This window comes from Oceanobacillus sp. HCA-5259 (assembly GCF_037892815.1).
Classification (GTDB): Bacteria; Bacillota; Bacilli; order Bacillales; family Amphibacillaceae; genus Oceanobacillus; species Oceanobacillus indicireducens.
The window spans coordinates 1-24,993 of sequence record NZ_JBBKBV010000018.1; the positions used below are offsets into that span (position 1 = coordinate 1).

At 41.2% G+C, this 24,993-nt stretch carries 22 protein-coding genes; 14 read left to right on the forward strand and 8 right to left on the reverse strand.

The genetic code is table 11. The features are described from left to right. Positions 1–489: 489 nt before the first annotated feature. From WKU33_RS11130 to WKU33_RS11150, 5 genes are all read left to right on the forward strand, one after another. Entirely contained in the window at positions 490–1,662 is a 1,173-nt protein-coding gene (locus WKU33_RS11130; protein ID WP_156857031.1) for a pyridoxal-phosphate-dependent aminotransferase family protein, read from the forward strand. A 339-nt stretch (positions 1,663–2,001) separates the two neighbouring features. After that, positions 2,002–3,318: an FAD-binding oxidoreductase gene (locus WKU33_RS11135; RefSeq protein ID WP_340454580.1), complete on the forward strand. Its 1,317-nt coding sequence runs from the start codon at positions 2,002–2,004 to the stop codon at positions 3,316–3,318. Positions 3,319–3,349: 31 nt separating this feature from the next. Further along, on the forward strand, positions 3,350–4,699 hold the full coding sequence (locus WKU33_RS11140; RefSeq protein WP_340454633.1) for a (Fe-S)-binding protein: 1,350 nt from the start codon (positions 3,350–3,352) through the stop codon (positions 4,697–4,699). Positions 4,700–4,774: 75 nt separating this feature from the next. Then, complete coding sequence (locus WKU33_RS11145; RefSeq protein ID WP_340454636.1) at positions 4,775–6,187, forward strand: FAD-linked oxidase C-terminal domain-containing protein; 1,413 nt, start codon at positions 4,775–4,777, stop codon at positions 6,185–6,187. A gap of 579 nt (positions 6,188–6,766) precedes the next feature. Beyond that, positions 6,767–8,533, forward strand: a complete 1,767-nt coding sequence (locus WKU33_RS11150; protein ID WP_340454583.1) for an L-lactate permease — start codon at positions 6,767–6,769, stop codon at positions 8,531–8,533. A gap of 343 nt (positions 8,534–8,876) precedes the next feature. Here the strand turns inward: WKU33_RS11150 and WKU33_RS11155 are convergent, their stop codons facing one another. After that, positions 8,877–9,047 carry a hypothetical protein gene (locus tag WKU33_RS11155; protein ID WP_156857027.1) on the reverse strand — a complete coding sequence of 57 codons (171 nt, stop codon included), beginning with the start codon at positions 9,045–9,047 and terminating at the stop codon, positions 8,877–8,879. Between the two features lie 229 nt (positions 9,048–9,276). Here WKU33_RS11155 and WKU33_RS11160 point away from each other — a divergent pair, with 229 nt between their 5' ends. Continuing rightward, complete coding sequence (locus WKU33_RS11160) at positions 9,277–10,653, forward strand: ISLre2 family transposase (RefSeq protein WP_340454585.1); 1,377 nt, start codon at positions 9,277–9,279, stop codon at positions 10,651–10,653. 568 nt (positions 10,654–11,221) lie between these two features. After that, positions 11,222–12,604, forward strand: coding sequence for a Na+/H+ antiporter NhaC (nhaC, locus tag WKU33_RS11165; RefSeq protein ID WP_336253514.1), 1,383 nt, complete (start codon positions 11,222–11,224; stop codon positions 12,602–12,604). 63 nt (positions 12,605–12,667) lie between these two features. On the opposite strand, the gene WKU33_RS11170 is transcribed toward nhaC, so the two are convergent. From WKU33_RS11170 to WKU33_RS11190, 5 genes are all read right to left on the reverse strand, one after another. Next, a complete protein-coding gene (locus WKU33_RS11170) occupies positions 12,668–13,603 on the reverse strand; it encodes a ferrochelatase (RefSeq protein WP_340454587.1) in 936 nt (311 codons plus the stop codon). Between the two features lie 4 nt (positions 13,604–13,607). Next, positions 13,608–14,612, reverse strand: a complete 1,005-nt coding sequence (locus tag WKU33_RS11175; protein WP_156857024.1) for an ABC transporter substrate-binding protein — start codon at positions 14,610–14,612, stop codon at positions 13,608–13,610. A 29-nt stretch (positions 14,613–14,641) separates the two neighbouring features. Continuing rightward, positions 14,642–15,403, reverse strand: coding sequence for an ABC transporter ATP-binding protein (locus WKU33_RS11180; RefSeq protein WP_340454589.1), 762 nt, complete (start codon positions 15,401–15,403; stop codon positions 14,642–14,644). Then, positions 15,400–16,461 carry a FecCD family ABC transporter permease gene (locus WKU33_RS11185; protein ID WP_229782739.1) on the reverse strand — a complete coding sequence of 354 codons (1,062 nt, stop codon included), beginning with the start codon at positions 16,459–16,461 and terminating at the stop codon, positions 15,400–15,402. Before WKU33_RS11185 ends, WKU33_RS11180 begins: the two co-directional genes overlap by 4 nt. 484 nt (positions 16,462–16,945) lie before the next feature. Then, on the reverse strand, positions 16,946–17,629 hold the full coding sequence (locus WKU33_RS11190) for a DUF421 domain-containing protein (protein WP_188858527.1): 684 nt from the start codon (positions 17,627–17,629) through the stop codon (positions 16,946–16,948). Positions 17,630–17,724: 95 nt separating this feature from the next. Here WKU33_RS11190 and WKU33_RS11195 point away from each other — a divergent pair, with 95 nt between their 5' ends. Continuing rightward, positions 17,725–18,051, forward strand: a complete 327-nt coding sequence (locus tag WKU33_RS11195; RefSeq protein WP_229782742.1) for a DUF4363 family protein — start codon at positions 17,725–17,727, stop codon at positions 18,049–18,051. 10 nt (positions 18,052–18,061) lie between these two features. Here WKU33_RS11195 and WKU33_RS11200 read toward each other — a convergent pair whose 3' ends face one another. Next, entirely contained in the window at positions 18,062–18,358 is a 297-nt protein-coding gene (locus WKU33_RS11200; protein WP_340454592.1) for a hypothetical protein, read from the reverse strand. A gap of 203 nt (positions 18,359–18,561) precedes the next feature. Between WKU33_RS11200 and WKU33_RS11205 the strand changes: the two genes are divergently transcribed. The 5 genes from WKU33_RS11205 (at position 18,562) to WKU33_RS11225 (ending at position 22,919) form a co-directional block, all read left to right on the forward strand. Continuing rightward, positions 18,562–19,596: an ABC transporter permease gene (locus tag WKU33_RS11205; RefSeq protein ID WP_340454594.1), complete on the forward strand. Its 1,035-nt coding sequence runs from the start codon at positions 18,562–18,564 to the stop codon at positions 19,594–19,596. 1 nt (position 19,597) lies between these two features. Next, positions 19,598–20,269 carry an ABC transporter ATP-binding protein gene (locus WKU33_RS11210; protein ID WP_340454597.1) on the forward strand — a complete coding sequence of 224 codons (672 nt, stop codon included), beginning with the start codon at positions 19,598–19,600 and terminating at the stop codon, positions 20,267–20,269. 110 nt (positions 20,270–20,379) lie between these two features. Continuing rightward, positions 20,380–21,060 carry a response regulator transcription factor gene (locus WKU33_RS11215; RefSeq protein WP_156857018.1) on the forward strand — a complete coding sequence of 227 codons (681 nt, stop codon included), beginning with the start codon at positions 20,380–20,382 and terminating at the stop codon, positions 21,058–21,060. Next, positions 21,057–22,439 carry a sensor histidine kinase gene (locus WKU33_RS11220; RefSeq protein WP_340454599.1) on the forward strand — a complete coding sequence of 461 codons (1,383 nt, stop codon included), beginning with the start codon at positions 21,057–21,059 and terminating at the stop codon, positions 22,437–22,439. Before WKU33_RS11215 ends, WKU33_RS11220 begins: the two co-directional genes overlap by 4 nt. Positions 22,440–22,526: 87 nt before the next feature. Beyond that, on the forward strand, positions 22,527–22,919 hold the full coding sequence (locus WKU33_RS11225) for a hypothetical protein (RefSeq protein WP_156857016.1): 393 nt from the start codon (positions 22,527–22,529) through the stop codon (positions 22,917–22,919). Between the two features lie 89 nt (positions 22,920–23,008). Here WKU33_RS11225 and WKU33_RS11230 read toward each other — a convergent pair whose 3' ends face one another. Next, a complete protein-coding gene (locus tag WKU33_RS11230) occupies positions 23,009–23,581 on the reverse strand; it encodes a Maf family protein (protein WP_340454601.1) in 573 nt (190 codons plus the stop codon). Between the two features lie 148 nt (positions 23,582–23,729). Here WKU33_RS11230 and WKU33_RS11235 point away from each other — a divergent pair, with 148 nt between their 5' ends. After that, complete coding sequence (locus WKU33_RS11235) at positions 23,730–24,875, forward strand: MFS transporter (protein WP_336252647.1); 1,146 nt, start codon at positions 23,730–23,732, stop codon at positions 24,873–24,875. Positions 24,876–24,993: the final 118 nt, after the last annotated feature.

Below are 24,993 nucleotides of genomic sequence, written 5' to 3' on the forward strand. Positions count from 1 at the left end.
AAAAATGATTTTACATATGTGTAACAATTTTTAAAACACCCCCAATCATCAAGTGATGAGTGAGAATTGTAATCAGCAGGATGGCTCTACTTTTAGTCAAGTGTTTCTTTATTAAGTAAAATCAAAGATTCAATCACTATTTATGCGATGTTAGTGATTATATGATTGACGCAATTAAATTCGCAAGGTTCTGAATTATAATATACTCTAATATTATATTTAACGAAAGCAAATTGCTAGTACTGTATCAATGCACGATGCAACAAACTAATTTAAACTGGGGTCTATATTTTAGTAATTAATCGTGATAACAGGAAGAGAGAGTATTTTCTGTTCTCCTAACTATTTAAATTTTATAAAAAGATGTTATCATAATATATAATCTTTACCGTATATAGATAAAATGTGAGGGGTGATTTGTTAATTGATCAACTAGAGAATTAAAGCACTAATACTAAACATAAAAATGAAGAAGGGGAGAGGGAATTTATGTATCCAACTATTCTTAGACATCCTGGGCCTACGCCTATACCTAAAAAGGTGGAACTGGCAATGGCGCAAAATATGATTAGCCACCGTTCAGAGGAATTTGTTAAGCTCTACCGAGAAACGATGGAACGTGTAAAACCTATATTTGGGACGAAACAAGAAATTTTGCTTTTACCTTCAGGTGGGACGGCCGCGCTTGAAGCAGCTGTGGTCAATTCTGTTTCTCCTGGGGAAGAAATAGTTGTGATCACAGTAGGCGCCTTTGGGGATTATTTCGTCTCGATATGCGAGAAATACGGCTTAAAAGTACATAAACTTGAAAAAAATTGGGGAGAGGCCTGTACGGAGAGTGAGCTGATTGAATTTTTAAAGCCGTTATCCAATATTAAGGCTGTCTTTGCAACGCATAATGAAACTTCAACAGGAATCATTAATCCTATAAAACAATTAGCAAGAGTAGTTCAGGAACATTCAGATGCTCTCTTTATAGTGGATAGCGTGAGCGGTATTGGAGGGGTGTCCGCCCGAATGGATGAATGGGGTATTGATATTTTAGTAACCGGTTCACAAAAAGCAATGATGCTTCCTCCAGGTCTCGCCTTATTAGCAGTTAGTGAAAAAGCATGGAAGGTGATAGAGGCTAATCGTTCGACTGCTTATTATTTAAATCTATTAAGTTATCGTGATTGGGCAGAAAAAGGAATGACTCCCAATACCCCGGCGGTTTCCCTTATTATGGGACTTTCTGCTGTGTGCGATTTAATTGAGGAGGAAGGTGGGATTGCGAAAACAGCTGAAAGACACGAAGTCATGAAAAATATGGTTCGATCAGCCATGAAAGCATTGTCGATTGAATTGTTAACAAGCGACGAATTTGCATCCCCAACAATTACAGCAATCCGCACTCCTGAAGGATTGGATCTTGCAACATACTTAGCCCACTTAAAGAAAAAGTATCAACTAGATTTTGCGGGTGGTCTTGGTCACCTTCAAGGTAAAATTTTCAGATTTGGGCATATGGGGTATTGTTTCCCTAGCGATGTTCTTCAAGCTGTTTCCCTTATGGAAGCTGGATTACAAGATTTTGCTTATCCATTTGAGCCTGGAGCTGGGGTCAAAGCGGCACAAGATGTTTATTTGTCCTCATTAAGACAGCGAAGCCCAGTGTTTTAATTAGTTTATTTAAAAAATATTGCAAGAAATCCCCTTCAAATTGTATCGTAATTAGGAGGGGATGAATTGCAAGGTGTTGAACCATTAAAAACAAGCTTGATATTAAGCGAATAATGGTTAATCTATAATTAAATTTATCAGAATATAAATTAAAATGTAAATATTCCATAATCCATTACGTGAAGATTGATAGCTTTGGTTAGATAGCTTCATTGCGTTCAACAACGCAAGATCAAAACTAAAATTTAATGAAAGTGATTTCGGGGTGCAGATAACTAAACGGCAGGCTCGGATTATTCTGGGGTAAGAACGTAACCATTTGTCCAAAGGAGGATTCATATGATTTATTCAGACACAGAAAGTATTTTGCCAGAAGAACAAGTAAAAGTAAATAATGAACGAGAGCATCTCCTTGGCAATAGCGGCATGCAAATCATGGAAGCTTATTCCGAAGCGGATATTTCCAAAGTGCTCACCTTTGCTTATGAACATGAAAAAACAGTTAACGTGATTTCTGGTGGGACGAAGCGAGGTTTTGGCGGGGAATCAGAAAGTGCAGATATATTATTATCGCTTGCAAACTATAAAGGCATTGTAGAACATTCTGTCGGAGATCTAACAATGACGGTGAGGCCTGGAACAACCCTCAAAGAAATTACAGATGAACTGGCGAAAAAAGGGCAATTTGTCGCTCTTGATACAGCTTGGCCGGAAATGGCGACAATCGGTGGCATCATTTCTGCTAATGACAGTGGGCCAAAGCGATTGCTCTACGGCTCAGCGAGAGATTTAGTCATTGGCCTGCGGGTTGTTTATGCAGACGGCAGGGTAATTCGAACAGGTGGAAAAGTGGTTAAAAATGTTGCTGGCTATGATATGAATAAACTTTTTATCGGTGCGATGGGAACGCTTGGTGTGATTAGTGAAATTACGATTAAACTGCGCCCGCTTCCCAAATATGAAGGACTTTCGCTCATTCATTTTCCCGAGGGAAGTGAAAATAAAATTCATGATTTTTCCGTTTCCTTGCTTGACTCTGTAATGGAACCAGTGACCTTAGAGTTATTAACTCCGACTCTTGCTGAAATATTAACCGGAAAGAACAGCTACATCTTAGGAATAGCCTTTGAGGATAGGGAAAAAGCGGTGCTCGAGCAGGTAAAGTGGATAAGAGAAAATCTACCTGAGGGTGTGGGACATACCGTAATGTATCAGGAAGAAGCAAAGAAATGGTGGGAAGACTTCCGGCAGATTGGACCAAACGGCTACAATGATGAAGTTGATGAGGCAAATACTTGGGCAGCGTTGAAAATCGGCAGCAACAACATGGATGTACTTGGTAATCTTGAAGCGGCTGAAAAGCTTGCAGAAACCCATCACCTAATACTCCAAGGACACGGCGGCTTAGGGCACGGCATTTCACGCATATATATAAAAGGCCGCCCCGATGATATCGTTTCTTTCATTAAAAAATTAAGAGCAAAAACAGAAGAGAAAAACGGGTTTGTTGTTTGTACGCACTTGCCGTTTAAGTTAAGGGAAACGGTCAGTGTTTGGGGCGTTAAACCAGCGCACTTCGCACTTCTAGAAGGGATTAAGCAAGCGAATGATTCGAAGCGTATCCTGAACAGAAAACGATTTGTAGGAGGAATATGACATGAATGTGGGTGAAAAAGAAAAAGAGACAATGAACCTTGTCAATATGCTGGAAAAAGGTGGACCCGCCTGTGAAACGAAGACCTTGGGAAATTATATTTGGGATGATTTACCTGATCCGGATAAATGGGCGGATTGTGTGCATTGCGGCATGTGCTTAGAGGCATGCCCGACATATCAGGAAACAGGAGAAGAACAGCATTCGCCAAGAGGTCGGGTTTATTTAATCCAAGCAGTCGCAGAAGGAAAAATTGATATTAATGAAGCGTTCTCCAAGCCAGTATTTGACTGTCTTGATTGCAGAGCCTGTGAAACAGCTTGCCCGGCAGATGTTCAGGTTGGTGGTTTGATTGAGGAAGCCCGGGGCCAAATCCGTCAAGCAATGCCTTTAAAAGGTTTTAAAGGTACTGTCAGTAAAACGGTTTTAAATGGCATTTTCCCAAATAAGAAACGGCTGAACATGCTTGGCGGTCTCATGCGGTTTTATCAGAAAAGCGGTATGCAAACAATCGCTAGAAAAACGGGTGTGCTGAATGTAATGCCAAATCATATGAAGGATATGGAAGCGATTCTCCCGGAAGTTGGAAAACCTGTGCTTGGCAGATATCCGGAAGAGGTCCCGGCGGAAGGGAAGGCGAAAGAAAGAGTTGGTATGCTGACCGGCTGTGTGATGGATATCATGTTCAGTGATGTGAACGAAGCGACCATTCGCGTTTTAAATCATAATGGTTTTGAAGTCGGCTTGCCAAAACAACAAGGATGCTGTGGCGCTCTTCATATTCACGCTGGTGATAGAAAGACGGGAAAAGAACTCGCAAAACGGAACATAGAAGCCTTTAAAGATTTTGATAAAGTGCTCGTCAATGCAGCTGGGTGTGGCTGTGCGCTCCAGGAATATGATGAGCTATTCCGCAATGATCCGGAGATGCTCCCGCTGGCGGAAGAGTTTTCCGAAAAGATAGAGGATGTTTCCAAGTTTTTATATGACAATGATTTTAAACGGCCAAAATCTGCAATCAACACAAAGATTACGTACCATGATGCGTGTCATCTGGCGCACGGGCAAGGGGTCCGCTTTGAACCACGCCAGCTTTTGCAAGAAATCCCGGGTGTAGAAATGGTAGATTTGCCTGATGCAGACAGATGTTGTGGCAGCGCGGGAATTTATAATCTCACACATCCCGAAATGGCAGGTAAACTGCTTGACCGGAAGATGGATGATATACCGGATAATGTGGAAATGATTTCAATGGGTAACCCCGGCTGCATGCTGCAAATTGCAATGGGGGTCAAGAAGCATGGCCGTAGTGAAAAGGTTGTTCATACCATCCAACTGCTTGACTGGGCCTATGAAAAAGACAAACAGCTATTGAAATCATAAGAAATGAGGGAGGTGCTCGGCTTGTTTGGAAAAAAGCGTAAAATACAAGGGTTGGATGCTGTCATTCAGAAATTAATGGCTATCGTTGGAGAAAATGAAGTGCTTTATAAAAAGGAAGACCTCATATCCTATGAATGTGACGGTTATACGATGTATAAGGGGATGCCGCGAGCCGTTGTATTTGTAAAAGATACACAGCAGGTTTCTCAAGTGGTGAAATGTTTAAATAAAGAAGAGATCCCGTATATTGCAAGAGGGGCAGGAACGGGCTTGAGCGGAGGGGCGACACCGCTGGGCGGGGAAGTGCTCATCAGTTTGGTGAAAATGAAGCGAATGCTCCATCTGGACCTGGAAAATAGAAAAGCAGTAGTGGAACCAGGTTATATTAACTTGAAATTGACCCAATCTATTTCAGATAAAGGCTACTATTATGCTCCGGATCCTTCCAGTCAGTATGCATGCACGATTGGTGGAAATGTCGCCGAAAATTCGGGTGGTGCCCATTGTTTGAAATACGGGGTGACCACAAACCATATATTAGGGCTTGAAATGGTTCTCCCGAGCGGAGAAATTGTGGAAATCGGGGAAGAAGGGGTTCCAGACCAGCCAGGATATGACTTATTAGGCTTACTTACCGGATCTGAGGGAACACTTGGAATTGTGACAAAGGTTACGGTGAAAGTTTTAAAAAATCCCGAGGGAAAGAAAACGGCGCTTGCCTACTTTGATGATATTGATGATGCCAGCCAAGCTGTCTCGGATATCATCGCTGCAGGTATCATTCCTGCCGCACTGGAGATGATGGATGAGATTGCCATTGAAGGCGTGGAATCAGCCGCTTACCCAGTAGGACATCCAAGGGACATTGCCGCATTTCTTCTGATTGAGGTGGATGGAATTGCTGTAGGGATTGATGACCAGATTGAGGAAATACTCACGGTTTGTAAACAAAATAATGTCCGTGAAGTAAAAGTCGCTAAAGATGAAGCTGAACGTAGCCTCTGGTGGGCAAACCGCAAGATGGGTTTTGGTGCAATGGGGGCAATATCCCCGGATTATCTTGTGCAAGACGGAGTAATTCCGAGAACCCGATTACCGGAAGTCTTAGCAAAAATCACACAAATTAGCAGGAAGTATGATCTCCGGATTGCAAATATCTTTCATGCAGGGGATGGAAATCTTCATCCGCTAATTTTGTTTGATGCAAGCGTTCCAGGTGAAAGTGAACGTGCATCTAGAGCAGGTTCAGAATGTTTGAAGGTCTGTGCAGATGTCGGTGGATCGATTACGGGTGAACATGGGGTCGGGATTGAAAAATCAGCCGAAATGCGTTTTATTTTTACGGATGAAGAGATAGCAGCGCAAACAAATATCCGCAACGTATTTAACCCGGAAGACTTGTTGAATCCAGGTAAACTATTCCCACAGCCCGGACGCTGTGTTGAAATAACAAGGCGAGACCACGAAGAAATGCATCCTGTTCAATAAGTTAATAGAAAACGATTTAATACAAATGAGGAAGCAACGGGGACTGTTGTATGAGAGCGATTAGCGATGAAGTTTATCAGATTAAAAGATAGATAGCATAACCTTCAGGGCACTTTTTATCACGCATTAACGGTCTATCATACCCCACCTCTAAACAGGAGGGAAGCCCAATATGTTAAGGTGCGGGATATAGATATACAGTCCGTAAATTCCTGATTCTGTTCAACTAACATTCAGTGGGGAGGAAGGAATTCCCCACTGAATGAAGCTTCAATTTACGAAGCTTCGTTAGTATTCCGATTTAGAGCATTTCTATAAAAGAAAAAGACAATTTTGTTAACGCTTCCAAAAATGAGTGTCATTATCCGTTATGCTGATTAGAGAAGTATGCGGCCTTGTGCGCAACTTTGATAGAGAGGGTTGAAATAATATGTAAAATATATGGAACTAGTGAACTTCAAAATTCGGTACAGCAAGAGGCAACATAACAAAATGGAGGAAAACCCCACCATCATCATTAAGCAATAATCAGAAGTAATAGTATTGCTTAATATAAAAGAAATCCAAGGAGGGAAAAAAATGGGGGATGGAATGTTAGCTATTCTGGCGTTACTTCCGATTATTGTTGTTGCAGTCTTTTTAGTAGGATTAAAGTGGCCTGCGAGTAAAGCGATGCCGCTATCTTACATCGTTGCAGTCCTACTGGCACTTTTCGTCTGGGATGTAGCCTTTCCGCAAGTTGCCGCTGCTTCTATTCACGGTCTAATCGTTGCTGTCACCTTATTATTTATTATTTTCGGTGCGATTTTACTATTGAACACTTTACAGGAAAGTGGAGGTCTGCATACGATTCGTCGCGGTTTTACAGATATTTCACCAGACCGCCGTATTCAGGTCATTATCATTGCATGGCTGTTTGGCTCGTTTATTGAAGGTTCTGCAGGATTTGGTACACCTGCAGCTGTTGTAGTACCGCTAATGGTTGGGCTTGGGTTTCCGGCAATGGCTGCGGTTGTTGCTGGCTTGGTAATTCAAAGTACCCCAGTATCATTCGGAGCTGTTGGAACACCAATGCTTGTGGGAGTAGGTTCAGGAGTTGAGCCACTTACACAAATCACAAATCTTTCAAGTTTTATTTTCGATGCTGCTACTAAAGTAGCCACACTTCATTTTATTGCAGGATTGTTGATCCCATTATTTTTAGTTGGGATCTTAACGAAATTTTTCGGGAAAAACAAATCATTTAGCGAAGGTCTGAAGGTATGGAAGTTTGCGATATTTGCAGCACTTGCAATGACGATACCGTATATTATTGTTGCTAATATATTAGGCCCTGAATTTCCAGCGTTGCTTGGAGGATTAATTGGACTCGCAATTGTAATTCCTGCTGCCCAAAAAGGTTTTCTTACCCCAAAAGGGGAAGATGTCTGGGATTTTGAGGAAAAAGACCGCTGGGATCCAACCTGGACCGGTCGGGTTGAACTGAAAAACAACGAAATTTATGCAGGTAAAATCAGCATGTGGCGCGCATGGGCTCCTTATGTATTGATTGCTGTATTTTTATTGATTTCAAGATTGACGGTAGTTGGAGATTGGCTTAAGTCTGTTGAGATCGTAGTTCCTAATATTTTTGGATCAAATATTAGTTCCAGCTGGGAAATTTTATTTTCTCCAGGTTTTATTTTTATTGTTGTTGCTGTAATCACATACTTTATGCACAGAATGAAACCAAGCGATTTTGCGAGGGCATGGAAGACGTCCGGTAAAACAATAATTGCTGCCAGTTCTGCACTTGTGTTTACGGTTCCGATGGTACAGGTATTTATCAACACAGCGGGAGGAGCAGCGGGCTACCCAGAAATGCCAATTGCTTTAGCGGAAGGTGTGGCAAATCTTGCAGGTTCCGTGTATCCGATTTTCGCAACATTTATTGGAGGGATCGGAGCATTTGTAGCTGGTAGTAATACAGTCAGTAATATGATGTTTTCTTACTTTCAATTTGGAGTCGGTGAACGCATTGGCGCTGATCCCTCTTGGGTAGTTGCCCTTCAGGCAGTTGGTGGCGCAGCAGGTAACATGATTTGTGTGCATAACGTCGTAGCAGCATCAGCTGTTGTTGGGCTCGTAGGAAAAGAAGGTCACGTTATTCGTAAAACGCTTCTGCCGTTTTTCTATTATTCACTATTAGCGGGATCCATCGGCTATTCCATAATATGGACAGCAGAAAAAGGAATATTTAATATTGGCTCAATCCTTGCACTGATTATTTGGACCATTGCGATTTATATTATTGCGACAAACAACAAGCGCTTGAATGCGATTGGAGGAAATAAGAAGAGTGCATAAATTACTTTCGTTTCGCTCTTTTAGGTAGATTTAGATTGAGTTTTACCACGTATTAACGGTCTGTAAAAGCCCCCACCTCTAAACATGGGGGAAGCCCAACATGTGAGGTTGGGGGATATATAGTCCGTAAATCCCCACTGAATGAGTTTCACTTTATAACGCTGCTAACTCCAATGTACATAGCGTGACTTTGGAGTTAGCAGCATTTAATATTTTACATAATGATTTTTAGGCTGGGATTTTACTGAAATTCTTGCGCTTGTGTCCAGTGGATAAGGAATATCTAGTTTGTTCGTAATAGTGAAGTTTCAGTTCTCGGATAAACTTTTACTTACTTTCATGCTCAGTGATCTGTATTGTCAATTTTTTGATGTTCCTCGTCGTTCTGTTGCTTAAGGATGACATAATATTGCTCTGAACCGAGTCCACCTTCATTAATCATGTCTGCAATTTCTCGGGAGCGTGTTTCCTTCGTTCGGTCAATCGTAATTTTTTGTTTTTCATGATTAGGCATTTTAAAACCCTCCTTTCTTCCTTTCGTTTTAACGGAAGTTCGGATTATTTACTTTATTACGTAATAATTTATATTCACTTTCTCTATATGCGGTTAATACGCATATAATGTAGTATGTGTAAAATAGTTCTCGGTGGGATTTCTGCAAAATCCTAGTCAAAAAAGAAGAGGCACTCTATCATAAATGTATGCATACCAAAGCAAATACATCATAGAAAGAGGCCTCTTCATGGATACTATTATATCAGAATTATACAGATTAATACATCAAACAGATAATTTAATTGAATTCGAGGAAAATGTTCGCACCTTGATGTATGAGGTGTTTACGTCCTTATTGGGGGACGTATTCACCAATATGAATACTGTCATTGTGAAGAAAAAACAAGCAGAAGGATGGTCCGTTGAAAGAAATGACGAAAGGGAAATTCAATTCACTTTTGGTGGAGTGAGATTTACACATACGCTTATGCATGATCCAGAAGGTCATGCCCACTATCCATTTGATGAATGGGCTGGATTTAAAAAGTACAAGCGTAGAAGTCCTTTTGTAGAAGTTAAGGTTGCCGAAATGGCCGCTGAAGGCACGTACCGGGATGTGGCTCATGTACTGAAAGAGTGGACAGCTGTAGATATTAGTCATTCAACGGTTGGAACGATTGTGAGAGAGGTTGGAGAAGCACAAGCCAAGGCGGATGAGGAAATGGTCACCGAATTAGAGGAGTCGGCTGAATTGCCAGAGGGTGAAGAAGTGGAGTTTCTCTATGCGGAGGCTGATGGGGTATTCGTTCGGGGAACGGAAGTTTATGAGGGCTGGGATAAGAATGGAAAAAGAGTATCTTTGCGTAATCAAAAAGTGATCATGACTACCAAGCCAACCTCGGAATTTTGGAAAGAAGTTCAAGCATTTACTGCCAACCACTATTCCCTGGAGAATACGAGAGTAGTAACAAATAGCGATGGTGGAGCCGGTTACACGGCTGAGAAGTTTCAAGAAGCCTTTTCTCAATCGGAATATCCAGTCCTAAACCAATTAGACTCTTACCATGTGTTTCAAGGGCTTAATCGAGCGCTTGGGGCCGGAAAGAGTGAGTATAAATCAGAGATACGAAAAGGGCTGGAGAAGCATGATCTGGAGCATTTTAACTTATGGCTAGACACTTACGAAAGCACGCTTGAGGACTCCAAAAAAGTCGAAAAGGTTAGGGACTTTCGCACGTATGTCTTGAACAATTGGGATCGTATTTTGGATTGGAGAAAGCGTGTAGATCATCCCCCAGAAGGAGCCAGAGGTCTAGGAGCTATGGAATCCAATCAGCGCCACGTTACCTATCGGATGAAGAAGCGAGGCATGCATTGGAGTCCAGAAGGTGCAGAGGCGATGGTAAAAGTTAAACAAGGCATCCTAAACGGTACATTACGGGAAGTTTACCTTGAAAATCTTAAACGAAGCGCAAGAAAGCAGCGAGAAGTAAAACAGGTAGTCCGAATGTCTTCTTACCTGCGTCAACCCACACGTCCATCGATAGGCGTTAAACAAGGCTCAATCGGCGTATACGCACCTCATTCATCCGCGATTGGGAAGCTATCCAAAAGTTTTAGATAATCATCCCTGCATTTTAAGTTAGGTTCTTGGTCTTTAGAACCTAACTTAAAATGCAGGGGAACCAAGCGAAGACATTCGCGCGGTAGCCGAAAAAGCGTACAACTATAGAGTGCCGGAAATACTGGGGTGAAGACGGTACCGAGAAAAGCTTGACACAAACTATAATGTAAGATTGGTTGACTAATTACCGTAAATTGCTTATCATTTAAGAACATCAATACATCATTGAATAAACGCATTAATTCACTAAAGTATTTTAGTAATATAAGAAATTATAATATAAAATGCTGTAATAACTTAGGTATCCAGGGCTAGCCGCGTCCGGCTCCAGCGCCCAGCAACTAGCAGATCTTTTGGTGGGACGAGCAGTGCGCAGTCCCAAACTTCACACTCCTCCAATCGATAAGTCAACATCGGCTCTCTACGTTCGCCGTGTTTCCTTTATCTCATTCCGGAGTGCTCCAGTTTGTACGTTGCTAAACGGGCGCTTGCGCCTTTGTTTAGTGATTTTAAGGACTGTTATATTCTAAGCATGTAAATAGATTTTTAGAAAATAACGGAGGATACGATGAAGAAGAGCATAACCTTTACAAAATCACTCATTCCAATAATCGGTTTAATCATTGCAGGAGCAAGTTCTATTTTCATTTGGGATGCTGGCATGAGTTTTCCGTTAATCGTTGGGGTGATATTAGCTTCCATCATGGCTGTTCGTTCTGGGTGGGAGTGGAATGAAGTTCAAAAGATGATGGCAAACGGTGTAAGCAGGGTTTTGCCAGCATTATTTATTTTATTAACGATTGGTATGATTATAGGATCCTGGATAGCTAGTGGGGCGATTCCTACGATGATTTACTATGGCATGATGCTGATTAGTCCGGCCTGGTTTGTTCCAATCACTAGCCTTGTGACGGGGATTGTGTCCATTACACTTGGAACATCCTTTACCGCTATCGCAACAGTCGGGATAGCTTTTATGGGAATTGGTGATGCATTAGGATTTTCTCCGGCACTTGTTGCGGGAGCTATTGTTTCTGGAGCGTTTTTTGGAGATAAACTCTCCCCATTGTCTGACACAACAAATATTGCCGCGGCGATGGTTGAAACAGATTTATTTAGTCATGTTAAACATATGTTATGGGATACGATTCCTGCATTCTTGCTAGCACTTGGATTATTTTGGATGATCGGGAAATCTGAAGTGACGGATATTAAATTGGATTCAGCTTTAATTGATATGTTCATGGAAACGTTAAATGATTGGTTTGTCATTCATCCATTATTATTACTGCTTCCAGTCTTTACTGTTTTTTTAATGATCAGACGGGTGCCGGCACTACCGGCTTTAATGAGTGTTGGTTTATTGGGTGCTGCTATTGCTGTCGTTGTACAAGGAAGTTCTATTGCGTCAACCGTTCAAGCAATGTCAACTGGCTTTGCAATCGAGACGGGTGTTGAAGCTGTAGATTCCCTATTAAATCGCGGCGGGTTTACCTCCATGCTGGAGACAGTCGGTATCTTAATTGTTGCCACAGCTTTTGGTGGTATCCTAGAAGAAACGGGATCATTTAAAGTCTTAACAAGAAAACTGTTGGAGAAGGTAAAGACAACCGGATCTTTAATCGCCTCTACCTTATTAACTACATCTGTTGTTGTGTTAGCAAGTGGGGAGCAATATTTATCTATTATATTGCCGGGAAGAACCTTTGTGCAGAAATATAAAGAAATGAATATTGATACGAAAAATTTATCTAGAACAGTTGAATCAATGGCTACGGTTGGCATAAACCTTGTGCCTTGGAGTGTGACCGCAGTGTTTGCCTCGGGAATTCTAGGAGTAAGTGCTTGGGAATACATACCATATGCATTCTTTATTTATCTTGTTCCATTGATAAACCTGCTGTTTGGGTTTACTGGATGGACGATTGCTAGAAAAGATTATAGCGAATAAGAGCTATAAAGTAAATAAAAAGCCTATCCCAATGGGGAGAAAGGCTTTTTATTTTTGTACGAATTATTTAATGGTAGCGGCCCCAGTTTCCATCTGCAACTCTACGGAGAGATGATCACATAACGCATCAACAAAATCCGCACTGTCATTTAAGTATTCACTTTGCACGGCGCTCATGCCAAGCCCCTTCGCCTTATTGATCGCATCCGTTGTAATCTCCTGGATCGCTTCAATATTTTCTATAACGGACAGTGCTTCAATAAAGATAACGGCTGGGACGTTTTTTGCATGTAGCTCATCAACTACATCAAGCACATCCGGCCCTAACCAGCGCTGGGGAAGAGGTTTACCGCTCCGATAAGCTAGATGGTAGTCTTTAACAGGAAGAGAATCGGCAACCTTCTTAGCCAATGTTTCGTATTGCATAATCATCGTTTGATGTGCTTTCGGAACGCCGGGCTTGCTGTGGACCGTGAACACGATTTCCGTTTGCTTTCGTTCCGCTTCTGGCAGCCATTCGTAAGCGGTTTTCGCACGGTCAGCTAAAACTTCGACAAATTGGTCATGATCACAGTAGGTTGCTACATGGACGATTTTCGTTTGGTCATTTTCTTCCCGAAATATTTTGGTGAATCGCTTTTCATATGCATTACTGCCCGTAAGCGAATCAAATGGTGTGAGACTGAATGTAGCGATTCGCTTCGGGTTTAGCTTAATACATTCCTCAGCAACGGTTTGAATCGATGGTTCTGTATGGTGGTTGGCTACATAGACAATCCATTTTTCACCAGATTCTTTCGTTAATTTCTTTACCAATGCTCGGCCGACGCGTGCTGTATTCGCTCCTAAAGGGTCAGCCATGCCGTGTGCCTCATATGTCTTGACCCCTGCAGCGATATTTTCCTCTGTAGCTGTTCCATGATAAATATCATTGTAAAATCCAGCAACATCATCAATCGACGTGAGACTTCCATAACTAAATAAAACAAGAATATTCATTGAATCACTCCAATCCATATATCCAATCAACCATAATCTCAAGTCCTTTAATTACTTCCACGTTTGGGTTCATTAAATATTTTACATCAAGCAATTTGACTCGGTCGTTTTCAATTGCTTGCAGACTACCCCAGCCGGGATTCTCACTTAATTCGGTGAAATCTTCTTCCCCATTACCAAAGAAGTCAAGCAGGAAAATATAATCCGGATCCATCTTCATCACTTGTTCAATGGAAGCGGGAGTAGAGCCTTCCAAGCCGATTTGATCCACTGCAGGTGTTGCTCCAGCTAATTGGATTAAATCATAGGAAATGTTTCCAGGTCCCATCATGAATGGTCCGGTTCCTGCTCCGACTTCCGAAAGAACTAAGACAGATGGTGCATCTTGATCTTCTGGAATTTTACCTTGAATTGCTGTGATATCATTTTCCATCTGTTCAATCAATTCGGCTGCTTTTTCCGTTTCTCCAACTGCTTGACCGATTACTTCGATATTTTCCATGAATTGGGCAAGTGTACCCATCGTTTCAAAAGTAATAATCGGTAGGTCAATTTCACTTAAAATACTGCTCGCATCTTCTTCCTGCCCATGCATTTTCGTTAGTAAAAGTAAATCTGTTTCATAGGCGAGGACTTCTTCTGGATCAATATATGCCGCCGTAGAAACCCGATTAGGAATTTCCTCGGCCTTTTCGGTATGTGTTGACAAATGTTCATCTTCAGCAGAACTAGAGATAGCGACAACTCTGCTTGGATCGACAAGTTCCAGTAAAATTTCCGTTACGTCAAGCGATAATGGTAAAATATTTTCCGGTTTTTCATTGATTGTTATTTCTTCCCCATCATGTTCAATCGTTACTGGAAAATCTTGTGTATTTTTGTCTTCTGCGGTTTCAACTTTATTACCGTCTTTCGCTTCTTCTGTATTCGTTCCATCAGTCGATCCGCAGCCAATTAGAAATATGGCGATACATAATATACTGCTTACAATAAATAGATTCCTTTTCATTGTATTCCTCCTCGAACATGATTCCCTTTTTAAAGAGGGGTTACGTTTAATGCATCGATTAGTTCATCCCGTCTTATTTTCGCATCGATATGGTAGGTTTCTTTTAATCTTTCTTCTGTCAATACTTCATTTGAATGGCCAAATGTCCTTACTTCGCCATTTTGCAGCAAAAGTAGCTTCTCTGAAAAGCGGGAAGCAAGATTCAAGTCATGCAGCACTGTTACAACTGTCTTACCCTGGGACGTGAGTGCTTGCAGTAATTTTAATATGTGCATTTGGTAATAGATATCAAGGGCGGAGACTGGTTCATCGAGTAAAATCAACGGTGCATCTTGTGCGAGAGCTTTTGCGATAAAGACGAGCTGTCGCTGACCACCGGACAAATTCAGGATGGAATCATCCCGAAAGCTCCACGTATTCGTTGCGAGCATCATTTCTTTTATGATCTCTTCGTCAGCTTTATTGGATTGTAAGAATTCACGATGAGCATGCCTCCCCATGGAAACAACCTCTTTGACATTGAAATTGAAATCGATATGGGTATCCTGGGGAACATAGCTTAAGTGTCGTGCCATTTCTTTATGGGAGTATGCTTTCTGATCCTTACCGGCAATCTTTATTTTTCCTTCCTTAGCAGTGATCAGTTGGGCAATTGTTTTCAGTAAAGTTGTTTTCCCGCTGCCGTTCGGACCAATTAGACCGATAAATTCGCCTGGCGCGACATGAAAGTTTATGTTTTTTAAAATCTGTTTATCACCGAGCGTTACATGTAAATTGCTAACATCGATCATAAAGACACTCCTTTGTAAGCTCTGATAATAAGAAAGACAAATAATGGGGCACCGATCAGGGCACTCACAACACCAACCTGCAATGTGATCGGCTGAATGACCATTCGCGAAATTAAGTCTGCTAAGATAAGGAATGCTGCCCCGCCAAGTGCACTTGCCGGTAAGAGTAGTCGGTGATCTGGCCCGATAGCAAGCCTTAATATATGCGGAACAACGAGTCCGATAAAGCCGATGATTCCACTAACAGCAACTGCTGCACCGGTGATTAATGCGGCAATGGTAAGCACAAAGTTGCGAGTAACCCGCGTGTTGATTCCCGAAGTTTTCGCATGATCTTCGCCGAGGAGCATCATATTCAACTGGCTGCCAAATAAGAATAAGATGATAATACCAATGGTAATCGGAATCGAGATAATGAGGACATGCTCCCATGTTCTGGCTTCAAGGCCTCCCTGCAACCAGAAAACGATGCCTCGCAGTTCTTGTTCGTTTTTAGATGTAGCGACGAGCACGTTCATCATTGCCGAGAAAAAGGAATTGACACCGATGCCGAGTAAAAGTAATACCGCTATACTTCGCTGATTCGTCGCTTTCCAGACAATGATGATGACAAACATAGCGAATAGGGCACCAATAAATGCAGATATTGGCAGCAACCACTGATTTATTGCTGACCAACCAAAAAATATCGCACAAACAGCACCGAGAGCAGCCCCGCTGGAAACACCGATATAACCGGGTTCAACGAGAGGGTTACGAAACAAGCCTTGCATTGCAACACCGGCAACCGCTAAAGCAGCACCGACAAAGCTTGCGACAAGTACGCGGGGAAGGCGGACCTCTGTAATGACGACCCACTGTTGGTCTGTGAAACCAGCATAATTAATGAGCTGTAGTTTATGTAAAAATATCATAATCGTTTCTTTAAAAGGAATCGAAATCGGTCCTAGAGAAACCCCTACGATAAACGCGACAGCTAGAATGATTGTCATCAGCACTAATGTAATTGTTGTTTTAAAGACGCGATTACGCTTCCATCTCATTGTTAATTTATTCATAAAGCACCTTCAATTTGTACTCCTCTCGGGTGGTAAGGGTAGTTGGATTTTCTTTTTATCACGTATTAACGGTCTGTAATATCCCCATCTTTAAATAGGAAGGAAACCCAATATGTGAAGGTCGGGGATAAACAGTCTGTAAATACCTGATTCTGTTCAACTAATATTCAGTGGAAGGAAGGTAAGGATTTCCCACTGAATGAAGTTTCACTTTATTGAATTACCATTATAGCAAAAAGAGGCAAGTTCTTCTTGCTTTTCGAGGAAATGTACTGAATCATTCATAATTTTATTAAAAAAGGCAGCGTTTCATCCAATTTTGTGGAAAAACACTGCCCGCTTGATTTCTAATATCTTATTTCGTACTTTCCACGGTGTTCCTAACGCCGGCAATGCCCAGCGGTCAAGGCCGTACTAATCGGGGACTTTCCAGGCTAGAATGACGAGGATTGCAACCAGCAGCATGCTTGATCAAGAAGTGGGTTCAAGTATCATATAAATCGACATACAATTGTCCTTTGGAATCGATTTGTGCTAAAAATACATCACTAATATCATAGGCGCCTTGCTTTTTCACTTCTGTTTCTAGCCATTCAGCAGTGAACCCTAACACTTCCATGCTTTTTGTCATCATTTTTCCATCCATAATTAAAATCATCGGACCATGTTCCAAGGGAATTGGCATGTTTAACATTTTTGCAGTAACCGGTTGCTGATCGGTTTTTAACATAATACTTAATTTACCGTTCGTCTCTAATATAGCCATTTCAACGTCAGACACTTTAAAAACGTCTTTTTCCCTTAATAAGAGCATTAATTCATTGAGATTCATCAGATTCTTTTTCATATTCTTCTCAAGAATCTTGCCGTTTTCTATAAGGGTTGTCGCTTTTCCATCTGTCAGATTAGAGAATGCATTGGATTTCATTCCGATATAGGAGAGTAAGATTGGAAAGAGCCCCCACACGAATAATGACATTAAGCCATTCAATGCCTTAACATTCTGGTCAACAGACATTGTTGCAGCAATCGAGCCAATCGTGATCCCAACACAATAATCAAAAAATGTAAGCTGGGAAATTTGTTTCTTTCCCATCATTCTCGCCATGAGAAATAATAATAAAAAAGCTGCGATTGAGCGTAGTAAGATTAATATCAGTTCCGGCATCTTTTTTCCACCTTTTACATTTATTATTTAGCTTTAGTATGGGGCAAGATATGCATATCAATTCATGGAAAAGGAGGAGCATTTCTTTGCGTAAAATGATCGGTTTTATCTGTTTATTTGTCTTACTTGTTGGTTGTGAAAATAATTTCGGCGGTCAAGCTTTCTATGACCAGATTAAGGAGATAGAAAGCAGGGTGGAAGCAGAAGATTGGGAAGACGTCGTGGTGAAAGCTGAAGAATTGAAGGAATTGTATAAGCAAGATAAGTGGAAATTGCAATTATTAGGGGATGAGGATGAATATGAGGGCTTATATGAAGCCATCAATAAATTAATCACTGCGGGAAAAGGGAAGGATGAGGCGAACGTTCGGATGGAATTGTCCGGTATTCATACGCGTATTGAAGATATTTATTCGTTGTGACGAACGAGGCTTAGGTTTCCCCTAAACCTCGTTTGATCTTTTTCTGTCTATAAGCGGTCCAAGCTGTTTTTAAAGCAGAATATGTTCCAACTGCGGCGGCTCCGTAAAAGGCTTCCATAAAAAAACCTGCCCATAAATCACCTCGGTGACTGATGAATATGGAAATAATAAATCCGATAATGCTTGCTATCGTTGGGAAGAAGGCCCTGGGAATTGGAAAAAGTTTAAAGCATTGGGTTAATAGAACGACAGCTGGAACTGCAATGACACCATCCCAGAAATTAGTATGAATCGTCGGGAAATCCAAAGTAACTCCTCCTTTTTTAGTAATATGCCTTATTTTGAAAAAAATATTACACGCTCAGGTACCAGCCAACTGGGACAACTGCTCTGACCCCGTGTCCCGATCGGGACATGGGGTCAGAGCAGTTGTCCCAATCTGTTCATTATCTATTCATATTTGGGTTGTATTCTAGGGTTAGTGATATGAATAAGGTTGGAGGAATGAGGATGAATCTTGCTTGGAAAGAGATGAAGAAGAATAAGGTGAGATTTTTAATATTGGGTTCGATCGTTTTTCTTGTTAGTTTCCTAACGTTTATCATATCGGGGCTTGCGAATGGGTTGTCTCAGGATAATGCGGCTTTGATTAAAGATTTGCCGGATGGTCAGTTTTACATGAGTGAGGATGCGGAAGAGACGTATAATTTATCAAGGATTGATGTGGATACACAAGAAGAATTATTAGAAAAAGAGGAACAAGCTACAGCGTTGTCGATTCAGCTGGGATTTCTAAATGATGGAGACAACAAACAGCAAAGTGTCGCCTTTGTTACGTCAGCAGGTTCGGAAAATTTCCCTCAAGTAGGAAATGGGAAAGTCATCTTGGACCGCTCGCTGGAAGAGAAGGGCATTAAAGTTGGAGATACATTGACGAACAATCAATTTAGTGGTGAGTTTATTGTAAAAGGGTTTGTTGATCAAGAGAAATTCAGCCACGCGCCTGTTGCATTTATCCATACGGAAAACTATCAAGAAATGTACCGGGTAGAGGAGATGCAGCTTGTCTTCATACCGAACGGGGAAACTACCGAATCGGTTAGCGGGCTACAAGCTTTTACAAAAGATGAATTTTTACATACGATTCCAAGCTTCAGCGCAGAACAGCTGTCATTAAATATGATTGTCTGGTTTCTAGTTGTTATTAGCGGTATGTTGTTTGGCATTTTCTTTTATATGATGAACGTGCAAAAGATTGGCCTGTACGGCATTTTAAAAGCAATAGGTTACAAGACTAGTAGTCTATTCAAAATGATGTGGACGCAAATGATATTCATTACATTACTCGCTCTAGGAATATCCATTGCACTTAGTCAGGTTTTCAATCAGATCGCTCCGGACGGGATGCCCTTTAGCTTACCTGTCGGAACAACATTGCAGTTGTCCATTGTATTCCTCGTGATTGGATTCATCGGTTCGACCTTATCAGGCATCCAGATAAAAAAGGTCAATCCTTTACAGGCAATTCAGCAAGGAGAGATGTAACATGTCCATACTAACAATGGAAGAAGTGAGAAAGACATTTACAAACGGAGAAATAGAAGAAGAGATATTGAAAGGAATTAATCTCTCGCTTCAGAAAGGGGAAGTTACGGCACTGGTCGGAGCATCCGGTTCCGGTAAAAGCATCCTGCTCACGATAGCTGCAGGTCTACAAGACGTATCAGTCGGTCAAATAATTGTGAACGGAGAACGTTTAACCGGAATGAATCAGGAACAAATCCGTAAGATCCGTGCGAGTCAATTTGGTTTTGTTTTTCAATTTGCCCATCTCGTTCCGTTTCTTACCGCAGAAGAACAACTCTTGCTCATGCTTGAGGTTTCCGAGTCGAAATTAACGAAACAGGAACAGAAAATAGAAGTCGATCGGATGTTGACATTGGTTGGAATGAGCCACCGGAAAAATGCATATCCAGCTTCCATGTCAGGCGGGGAGAAGCAGCGGGTTGCCATTGCTCGGGCCATGATTCATAAGCCTAAAATTCTATTCGCCGATGAACCGACCGCAAGCTTGGATTCCAAGCGGTCGCAGGATATTATGGAATTAATCCGCGAACTGACGAAAAGTGAGAAGATCACGACACTGATGGTCACACATGATGAAGAGATACTAAAATTTGTTGACCATGTGGTTAAAATGAGTGATGGGGTCATTTAATGATCTCAATTCACTTACATTTAGTGTCCAACCCAGCCCTTGATATTGCACAGGGCTGTTTTTTTCTGTACAGTTTGGTTAAAGAAAATATTTTCATAGGAGTTAACAAAATGACAACTATTTTAATTGTTGATGATGATAAAAATATCTTGAATCTCGTATCCATCCATCTGTCTGAACAAGGTTATCACGTGTTGAAAGCGCAGGATGGAATTGAAGCATTAGAAATCCTTCATGAAGAAATTTGTCACTTAGCAGTTGTTGACGTGATGATGCCGTTTATGGATGGTTACGAACTGACGAAGGAAATCAGGAGGCAGTACAATATTCCAGTTATCCTGCTCACTGCTAAAAGTCAAATCGATGATAAAGAGCAAGGATTCCAGGCAGGAACAGACGATTATCTTGTGAAGCCGTTTGAGCCAAAGGAATTGGAGTTCCGGATTAAAGCATTGTTGCGCCTTTATTATAATGAACACGATGAATTTACGATTCGAATCGGTGAGACTACGATTAATAAAAGGACGTATGAAGTGAAAGCCGGTGACCGGACCATTCTTTTACCATTAAAAGAGTTTGAACTATTATATTTTCTTATGTCACATCCGAAGCAGGCATTTACCCGCGAGCATCTAATCGAACAAATTTGGGGCTTTGATTATGAGGGGGATGATCGCACTGTAGACGTGCATATTAAGCGGCTCAGGAAACGTTTTTCAACATGGACCGATGATTTCCAAATAAAAACTGTCAGAGGGGTCGGCTATTTACTCGAGGCGAAACGCACATGAGGACGCTTTATGTCAAGCTTGTTGTCATGACGATCGGGATCATGATACTCAGCAGTATTCTAGCTTTCCTATTATCCAATACGTATTACCAGCAAAAATTAAAACCGGAAAACGATGAAAAAATTACAACAATCGCTGAATCGATAACGACATATATTGATGAGAATCCGAACATTGATCTGATCGACTATTTGGAGAGCATTGCAGCTGTCGGTTATCAAATGTATTTGGTTGATGACACTCAGGAAGGGAATTTTTACGGAGCGGAATTCAGGGATAAGAATCTTTCGAAACAGACAGTGGAACTTGTTTTAAACGGCGAAGTGTACCACGGCATCCTGGAGTTTCCCCAAGAAACATTTGTGACTGGCTTCTTTGCAAATGAATTGAAGAATACAATCGGTGTCCCGATAACACATGGCGGGAAAAATTATGCGCTCTTCCTAAGACCGGATATTAAATTACTCTTCAATGAAATGCATTTTCTATTTGCCTGGTTGCTTGTATTCACGATTCTGTTAAGTATTATTTTAGTAGCCATCAGCACGAAATATCTAGTTAAGCCAATATCCGAGTTAACGGCGGCAACGAAATTGCTTGCAGAAGCTAATTTTAATGTAGAAGTAGGGACAAACCGGAATGATGAGCTTGGAAAACTTTCACAAAGCTTCGTACAAATGGCGAAAAAATTAGAACAAATGGATGATGTGCGGAAGGAATTCATCTCAAATATTTCCCATGATATCCAGTCTCCTCTATCTAATATTAAAGGTTATACGAATTTGCTGGAAAAAGAAGCGATTAGTGAGGAAGAGAGAGCTGAGTATATTTCCATCATTAATGGGGAGATCAAACGGCTGTCCAGTATGACGGATCAGTTATTACTTCTCGCATCATTGGATCGCAGTGATGATTTGGTAAAGCGGAAAACGTTCAATCTCGCAGAGCAGTTGAAAGAGTTGGTGCGGAACCATCAGTGGCAGGTTAATGAAAAAGGAATCATGCTGGCATATACATTACCGGATATTGAATTGAACGGGGACCCATCCTTATTGAATACGGTTTGGGATAATCTGTTATCAAATGCGATTAAATATAATAAGCCGGATGGAAGCATTAACTTATCCATTGAAGGAAAAGATGAAGCGGTCATTATTCGGTTTGAAGATACCGGAATAGGGCTTGGACATCCAGAAATGGAAAGAGTTTTTGACCGTTTTTACCGGGCCGATACATCGCGGACAAGAACAGTTGAGGGAACAGGACTCGGTTTATCGATTGTCTGGACGATAATTAAATTACATGGTGGCTCGATTCACGTTGACAGCAGAGAAGGGGAGGGGACTGTTTTCACCGTTGAGTTACCTAATCGTATATAATTTCTTTCCAATTCATCCTCTATTCATATTGATTCTGTAGATTATAGAGGAAGTTAAAAAACACCTATATGAATTGGAGAGGATGTAATGAATACTAGATATAGTATATTATTGTTGCGATTCGCAGCTGCTTTTGGTGTAGTTGGAGCGATCCTCGGAGCGCATATGGCTGGAGCAGGTTCGTATGCATTTCGACCGGTTCATGCACATATTTTAGTCGTCGGTTGGCTAAGCCTTTTCGCTTGGGCGGTATATTATAAGGTATTCCAGCCGTCTATCTCAGGCTTGGCAAAAGTCCATGTCTTTAGTGCAATTATTGGATCAGTTGGCCTTTCGGTTGGGATGTGGTTATACATGGTCAAGCCGTTTGAATTACCGGAAGCCGTGCTGCTTATTATTTATATTGGTGGTGGCGTTACATTACTGATTAGTTATATTGTGTTTTTCTTTATGACTCTGTTCGATAAAGGGAAAGCTTAAATATGAAAAACAGAAGCGCAGTTCTTTGAGGAATGAAGGATTCGCACTTCTGTTTTTTTTACTGTCTGTTCTTCAAATTTATACGATATTTATTCCATCACGATCCCAAAATCCCGCAATTCCCTCACAACTCGAGATATTGGCAAGCCAACAACCGTATAATAATCACCGATAATCTGTTTTACAAACATTGCACCTAAGCTCTGAATGCCGTATGCTCCCGCTTTGTCATAAGGATCTTCCGTCGATATATAAGCGTCGATTTCTTCTTCGCTGAGTGGCCAAAATTCTACTCTCGTTCGTTCGACAAATACCTTTTTCTCTTGTAATGAACGGATCATGACACCGGTATAGACATCATGTACTTGACCACTTAGAGTAGAAATCATTTGCTTTGCTTCATTTTGATTGCGGGGCTTTTCAAAAATCGTTTGCTCATAAGAAACGATGGTATCAGCTGATAAGACGATTGTGTTTAGATGTTGAATCGGGATATTTTCACCTTTCCAAATCGCTAGTAGCTTTACTTTCTCGATTGGATCTGTTGTTGTAATCTGTGATTCATCTATATTTGCGCTTTGAACGGTAAAAGGGATATTCATTTGTTGTAATAATTCTTTTCTTCTTGGCGATGATGAGGCTAATATTAGTTTGTTTGCCATTCTAATTCCTCCTGCACGTGTTGGGTATAGTGTAATTATAGGTGAATGGGCACGATTGTCACAATTTATTTGGAGCCTATCAACTGTTTAATTCATCTTACTCAGGTATAATGATGGTTAGAAAAATGTGTGGAGAGGTTATGTAGTAATGAGTAGAATCTTATTTGTTATTATTGTTGTTTCGTTCTTGGATACGTTTATCCAATTGCCGATTATAACGCCATATGCGATGGAGTTAGGAGCATCCCATCTTTTGGTCGGGTCAATTGTTGCTATTTATTCGCTGACCAATATGATCGGTAATATTTTCGGTGGGCATTGGATTGATCGTTATGGAAGGAAAAGAATGCTCTTAACAGGGATGTTTTTCGCGGCAATCATCCTTATCTTTTATCCCCTTGCCCAGTCCGGTTGGCAGCTATTCTTTATTCGCTTCTTCCATGGACTTGCTGGTGGGGTGCTGATCCCGGCAGCTTTTGCATATGTTGGTGACATATCGAAGTCGAAAACACGTGGCAGATCGATGGCATTTACTGGTGCAGCTATCGGGATTGCGGCGATTGCAGGTCCAGCAATTGGCGGAGCGATGGCAGCAAGATCGCAAATAGAATATGTATTTATTTTCGTAGCGATTTTATTTTTCATTAGTACGTTTTTAATTTATCAGTTTATTGAGGAGTCCTATGTGTCTACGGAGAAAGGGAAGTTTTCTTTAAGTGAATTTATGCCGCTCCTAAAGCATCCACTAGTTCTCCAAGCATCACTTGCTGCGTTTGCTTTGATGATCAGTAACGGGACATTGGCATTTGCCTTGCCTTTAAAGGTGAGTGATATGGGACTTACATCTGAAACGACGGGAATGATGTTAAGTACATATGGCATTGTCGCACTTATTGTTTTTCTGACGCCAATCAACCGAATATTTGACCGGATTTCTTCATTATCCCTAGTTATTACTGGAATCATGATTATCGGTTCGGTGCATATTATGCTGAATATCGTAACGATTTACTGGGTGAACATGCTGCTTATGGTCGTTTACGGAATTGGCTTTGCCTTTGTATTCCCGTCGATGAATAAGATTGTTGCAGAGGCTTCATCTAAAGTGGATCGCGGGAAAGCGTACGGAATCTTTTACGCATTCTTTTCCCTTGGGGCCGTTGCAGGCTCGTTCGTTTCCGGGGCGACAGCGGAGACGTTGGGTCTGCCGTTTTTCTCAAGTGCGATTACGATGATGACGGTTGGAGTGATCTTGATATTTATTGCGAGGAAATATCCTGTTAAAGGGAAGTAATAGTTAAAAAGATAAGCAGGCTGCCTTGGTGTAGTCTGCTTTTTTTGCCGTCAAAAAAGAACATCATACCTGTCATATTCTCATTATTAGCGTATAATAAAAACGATAGACGTAGTAG

Bases quoted from the DNA above. Each gene is read 5' to 3' on its own strand.
- WKU33_RS11175 (WP_156857024.1), bottom strand. From the start codon at position 14,612: ATGAAAAGGAATCTATTTATTGTAAGCAGTATATTATGTATCGCCATA.
- WKU33_RS11220 (WP_340454599.1), top strand. From the start codon at position 21,057: ATGAGGACGCTTTATGTCAAGCTTGTTGTCATGACGATCGGGATCATG.
- WKU33_RS11170 (WP_340454587.1), bottom strand. From the start codon at position 13,603: ATGAATATTCTTGTTTTATTTAGTTATGGAAGTCTCACGTCGATTGAT.
- WKU33_RS11210 (WP_340454597.1), top strand. From the start codon at position 19,598: ATGTCCATACTAACAATGGAAGAAGTGAGAAAGACATTTACAAACGGA.
- WKU33_RS11225 (WP_156857016.1), top strand. From the start codon at position 22,527: ATGAATACTAGATATAGTATATTATTGTTGCGATTCGCAGCTGCTTTT.
- WKU33_RS11235 (WP_336252647.1), top strand. From the start codon at position 23,730: ATGAGTAGAATCTTATTTGTTATTATTGTTGTTTCGTTCTTGGATACG.
- WKU33_RS11135 (WP_340454580.1), top strand. From the start codon at position 2,002: ATGATTTATTCAGACACAGAAAGTATTTTGCCAGAAGAACAAGTAAAA.
- WKU33_RS11150 (WP_340454583.1), top strand. From the start codon at position 6,767: ATGGGGGATGGAATGTTAGCTATTCTGGCGTTACTTCCGATTATTGTT.
- WKU33_RS11185 (WP_229782739.1), bottom strand. From the start codon at position 16,461: ATGAATAAATTAACAATGAGATGGAAGCGTAATCGCGTCTTTAAAACA.
- WKU33_RS11215 (WP_156857018.1), top strand. From the start codon at position 20,380: ATGACAACTATTTTAATTGTTGATGATGATAAAAATATCTTGAATCTC.
- WKU33_RS11230 (WP_340454601.1), bottom strand. From the start codon at position 23,581: ATGGCAAACAAACTAATATTAGCCTCATCATCGCCAAGAAGAAAAGAA.
- WKU33_RS11130 (WP_156857031.1), top strand. From the start codon at position 490: ATGTATCCAACTATTCTTAGACATCCTGGGCCTACGCCTATACCTAAA.
- WKU33_RS11160 (WP_340454585.1), top strand. From the start codon at position 9,277: ATGGATACTATTATATCAGAATTATACAGATTAATACATCAAACAGAT.
- WKU33_RS11140 (WP_340454633.1), top strand. From the start codon at position 3,350: ATGAACCTTGTCAATATGCTGGAAAAAGGTGGACCCGCCTGTGAAACG.
- WKU33_RS11145 (WP_340454636.1), top strand. From the start codon at position 4,775: ATGGCTATCGTTGGAGAAAATGAAGTGCTTTATAAAAAGGAAGACCTC.
- WKU33_RS11195 (WP_229782742.1), top strand. From the start codon at position 17,725: ATGATCGGTTTTATCTGTTTATTTGTCTTACTTGTTGGTTGTGAAAAT.
- WKU33_RS11205 (WP_340454594.1), top strand. From the start codon at position 18,562: ATGAATCTTGCTTGGAAAGAGATGAAGAAGAATAAGGTGAGATTTTTA.
- WKU33_RS11180 (WP_340454589.1), bottom strand. From the start codon at position 15,403: ATGATCGATGTTAGCAATTTACATGTAACGCTCGGTGATAAACAGATT.
- nhaC (WP_336253514.1), top strand. From the start codon at position 11,222: ATGAAGAAGAGCATAACCTTTACAAAATCACTCATTCCAATAATCGGT.
- WKU33_RS11190 (WP_188858527.1), bottom strand. From the start codon at position 17,629: ATGCCGGAACTGATATTAATCTTACTACGCTCAATCGCAGCTTTTTTA.
- WKU33_RS11155 (WP_156857027.1), bottom strand. From the start codon at position 9,047: ATGCCTAATCATGAAAAACAAAAAATTACGATTGACCGAACGAAGGAA.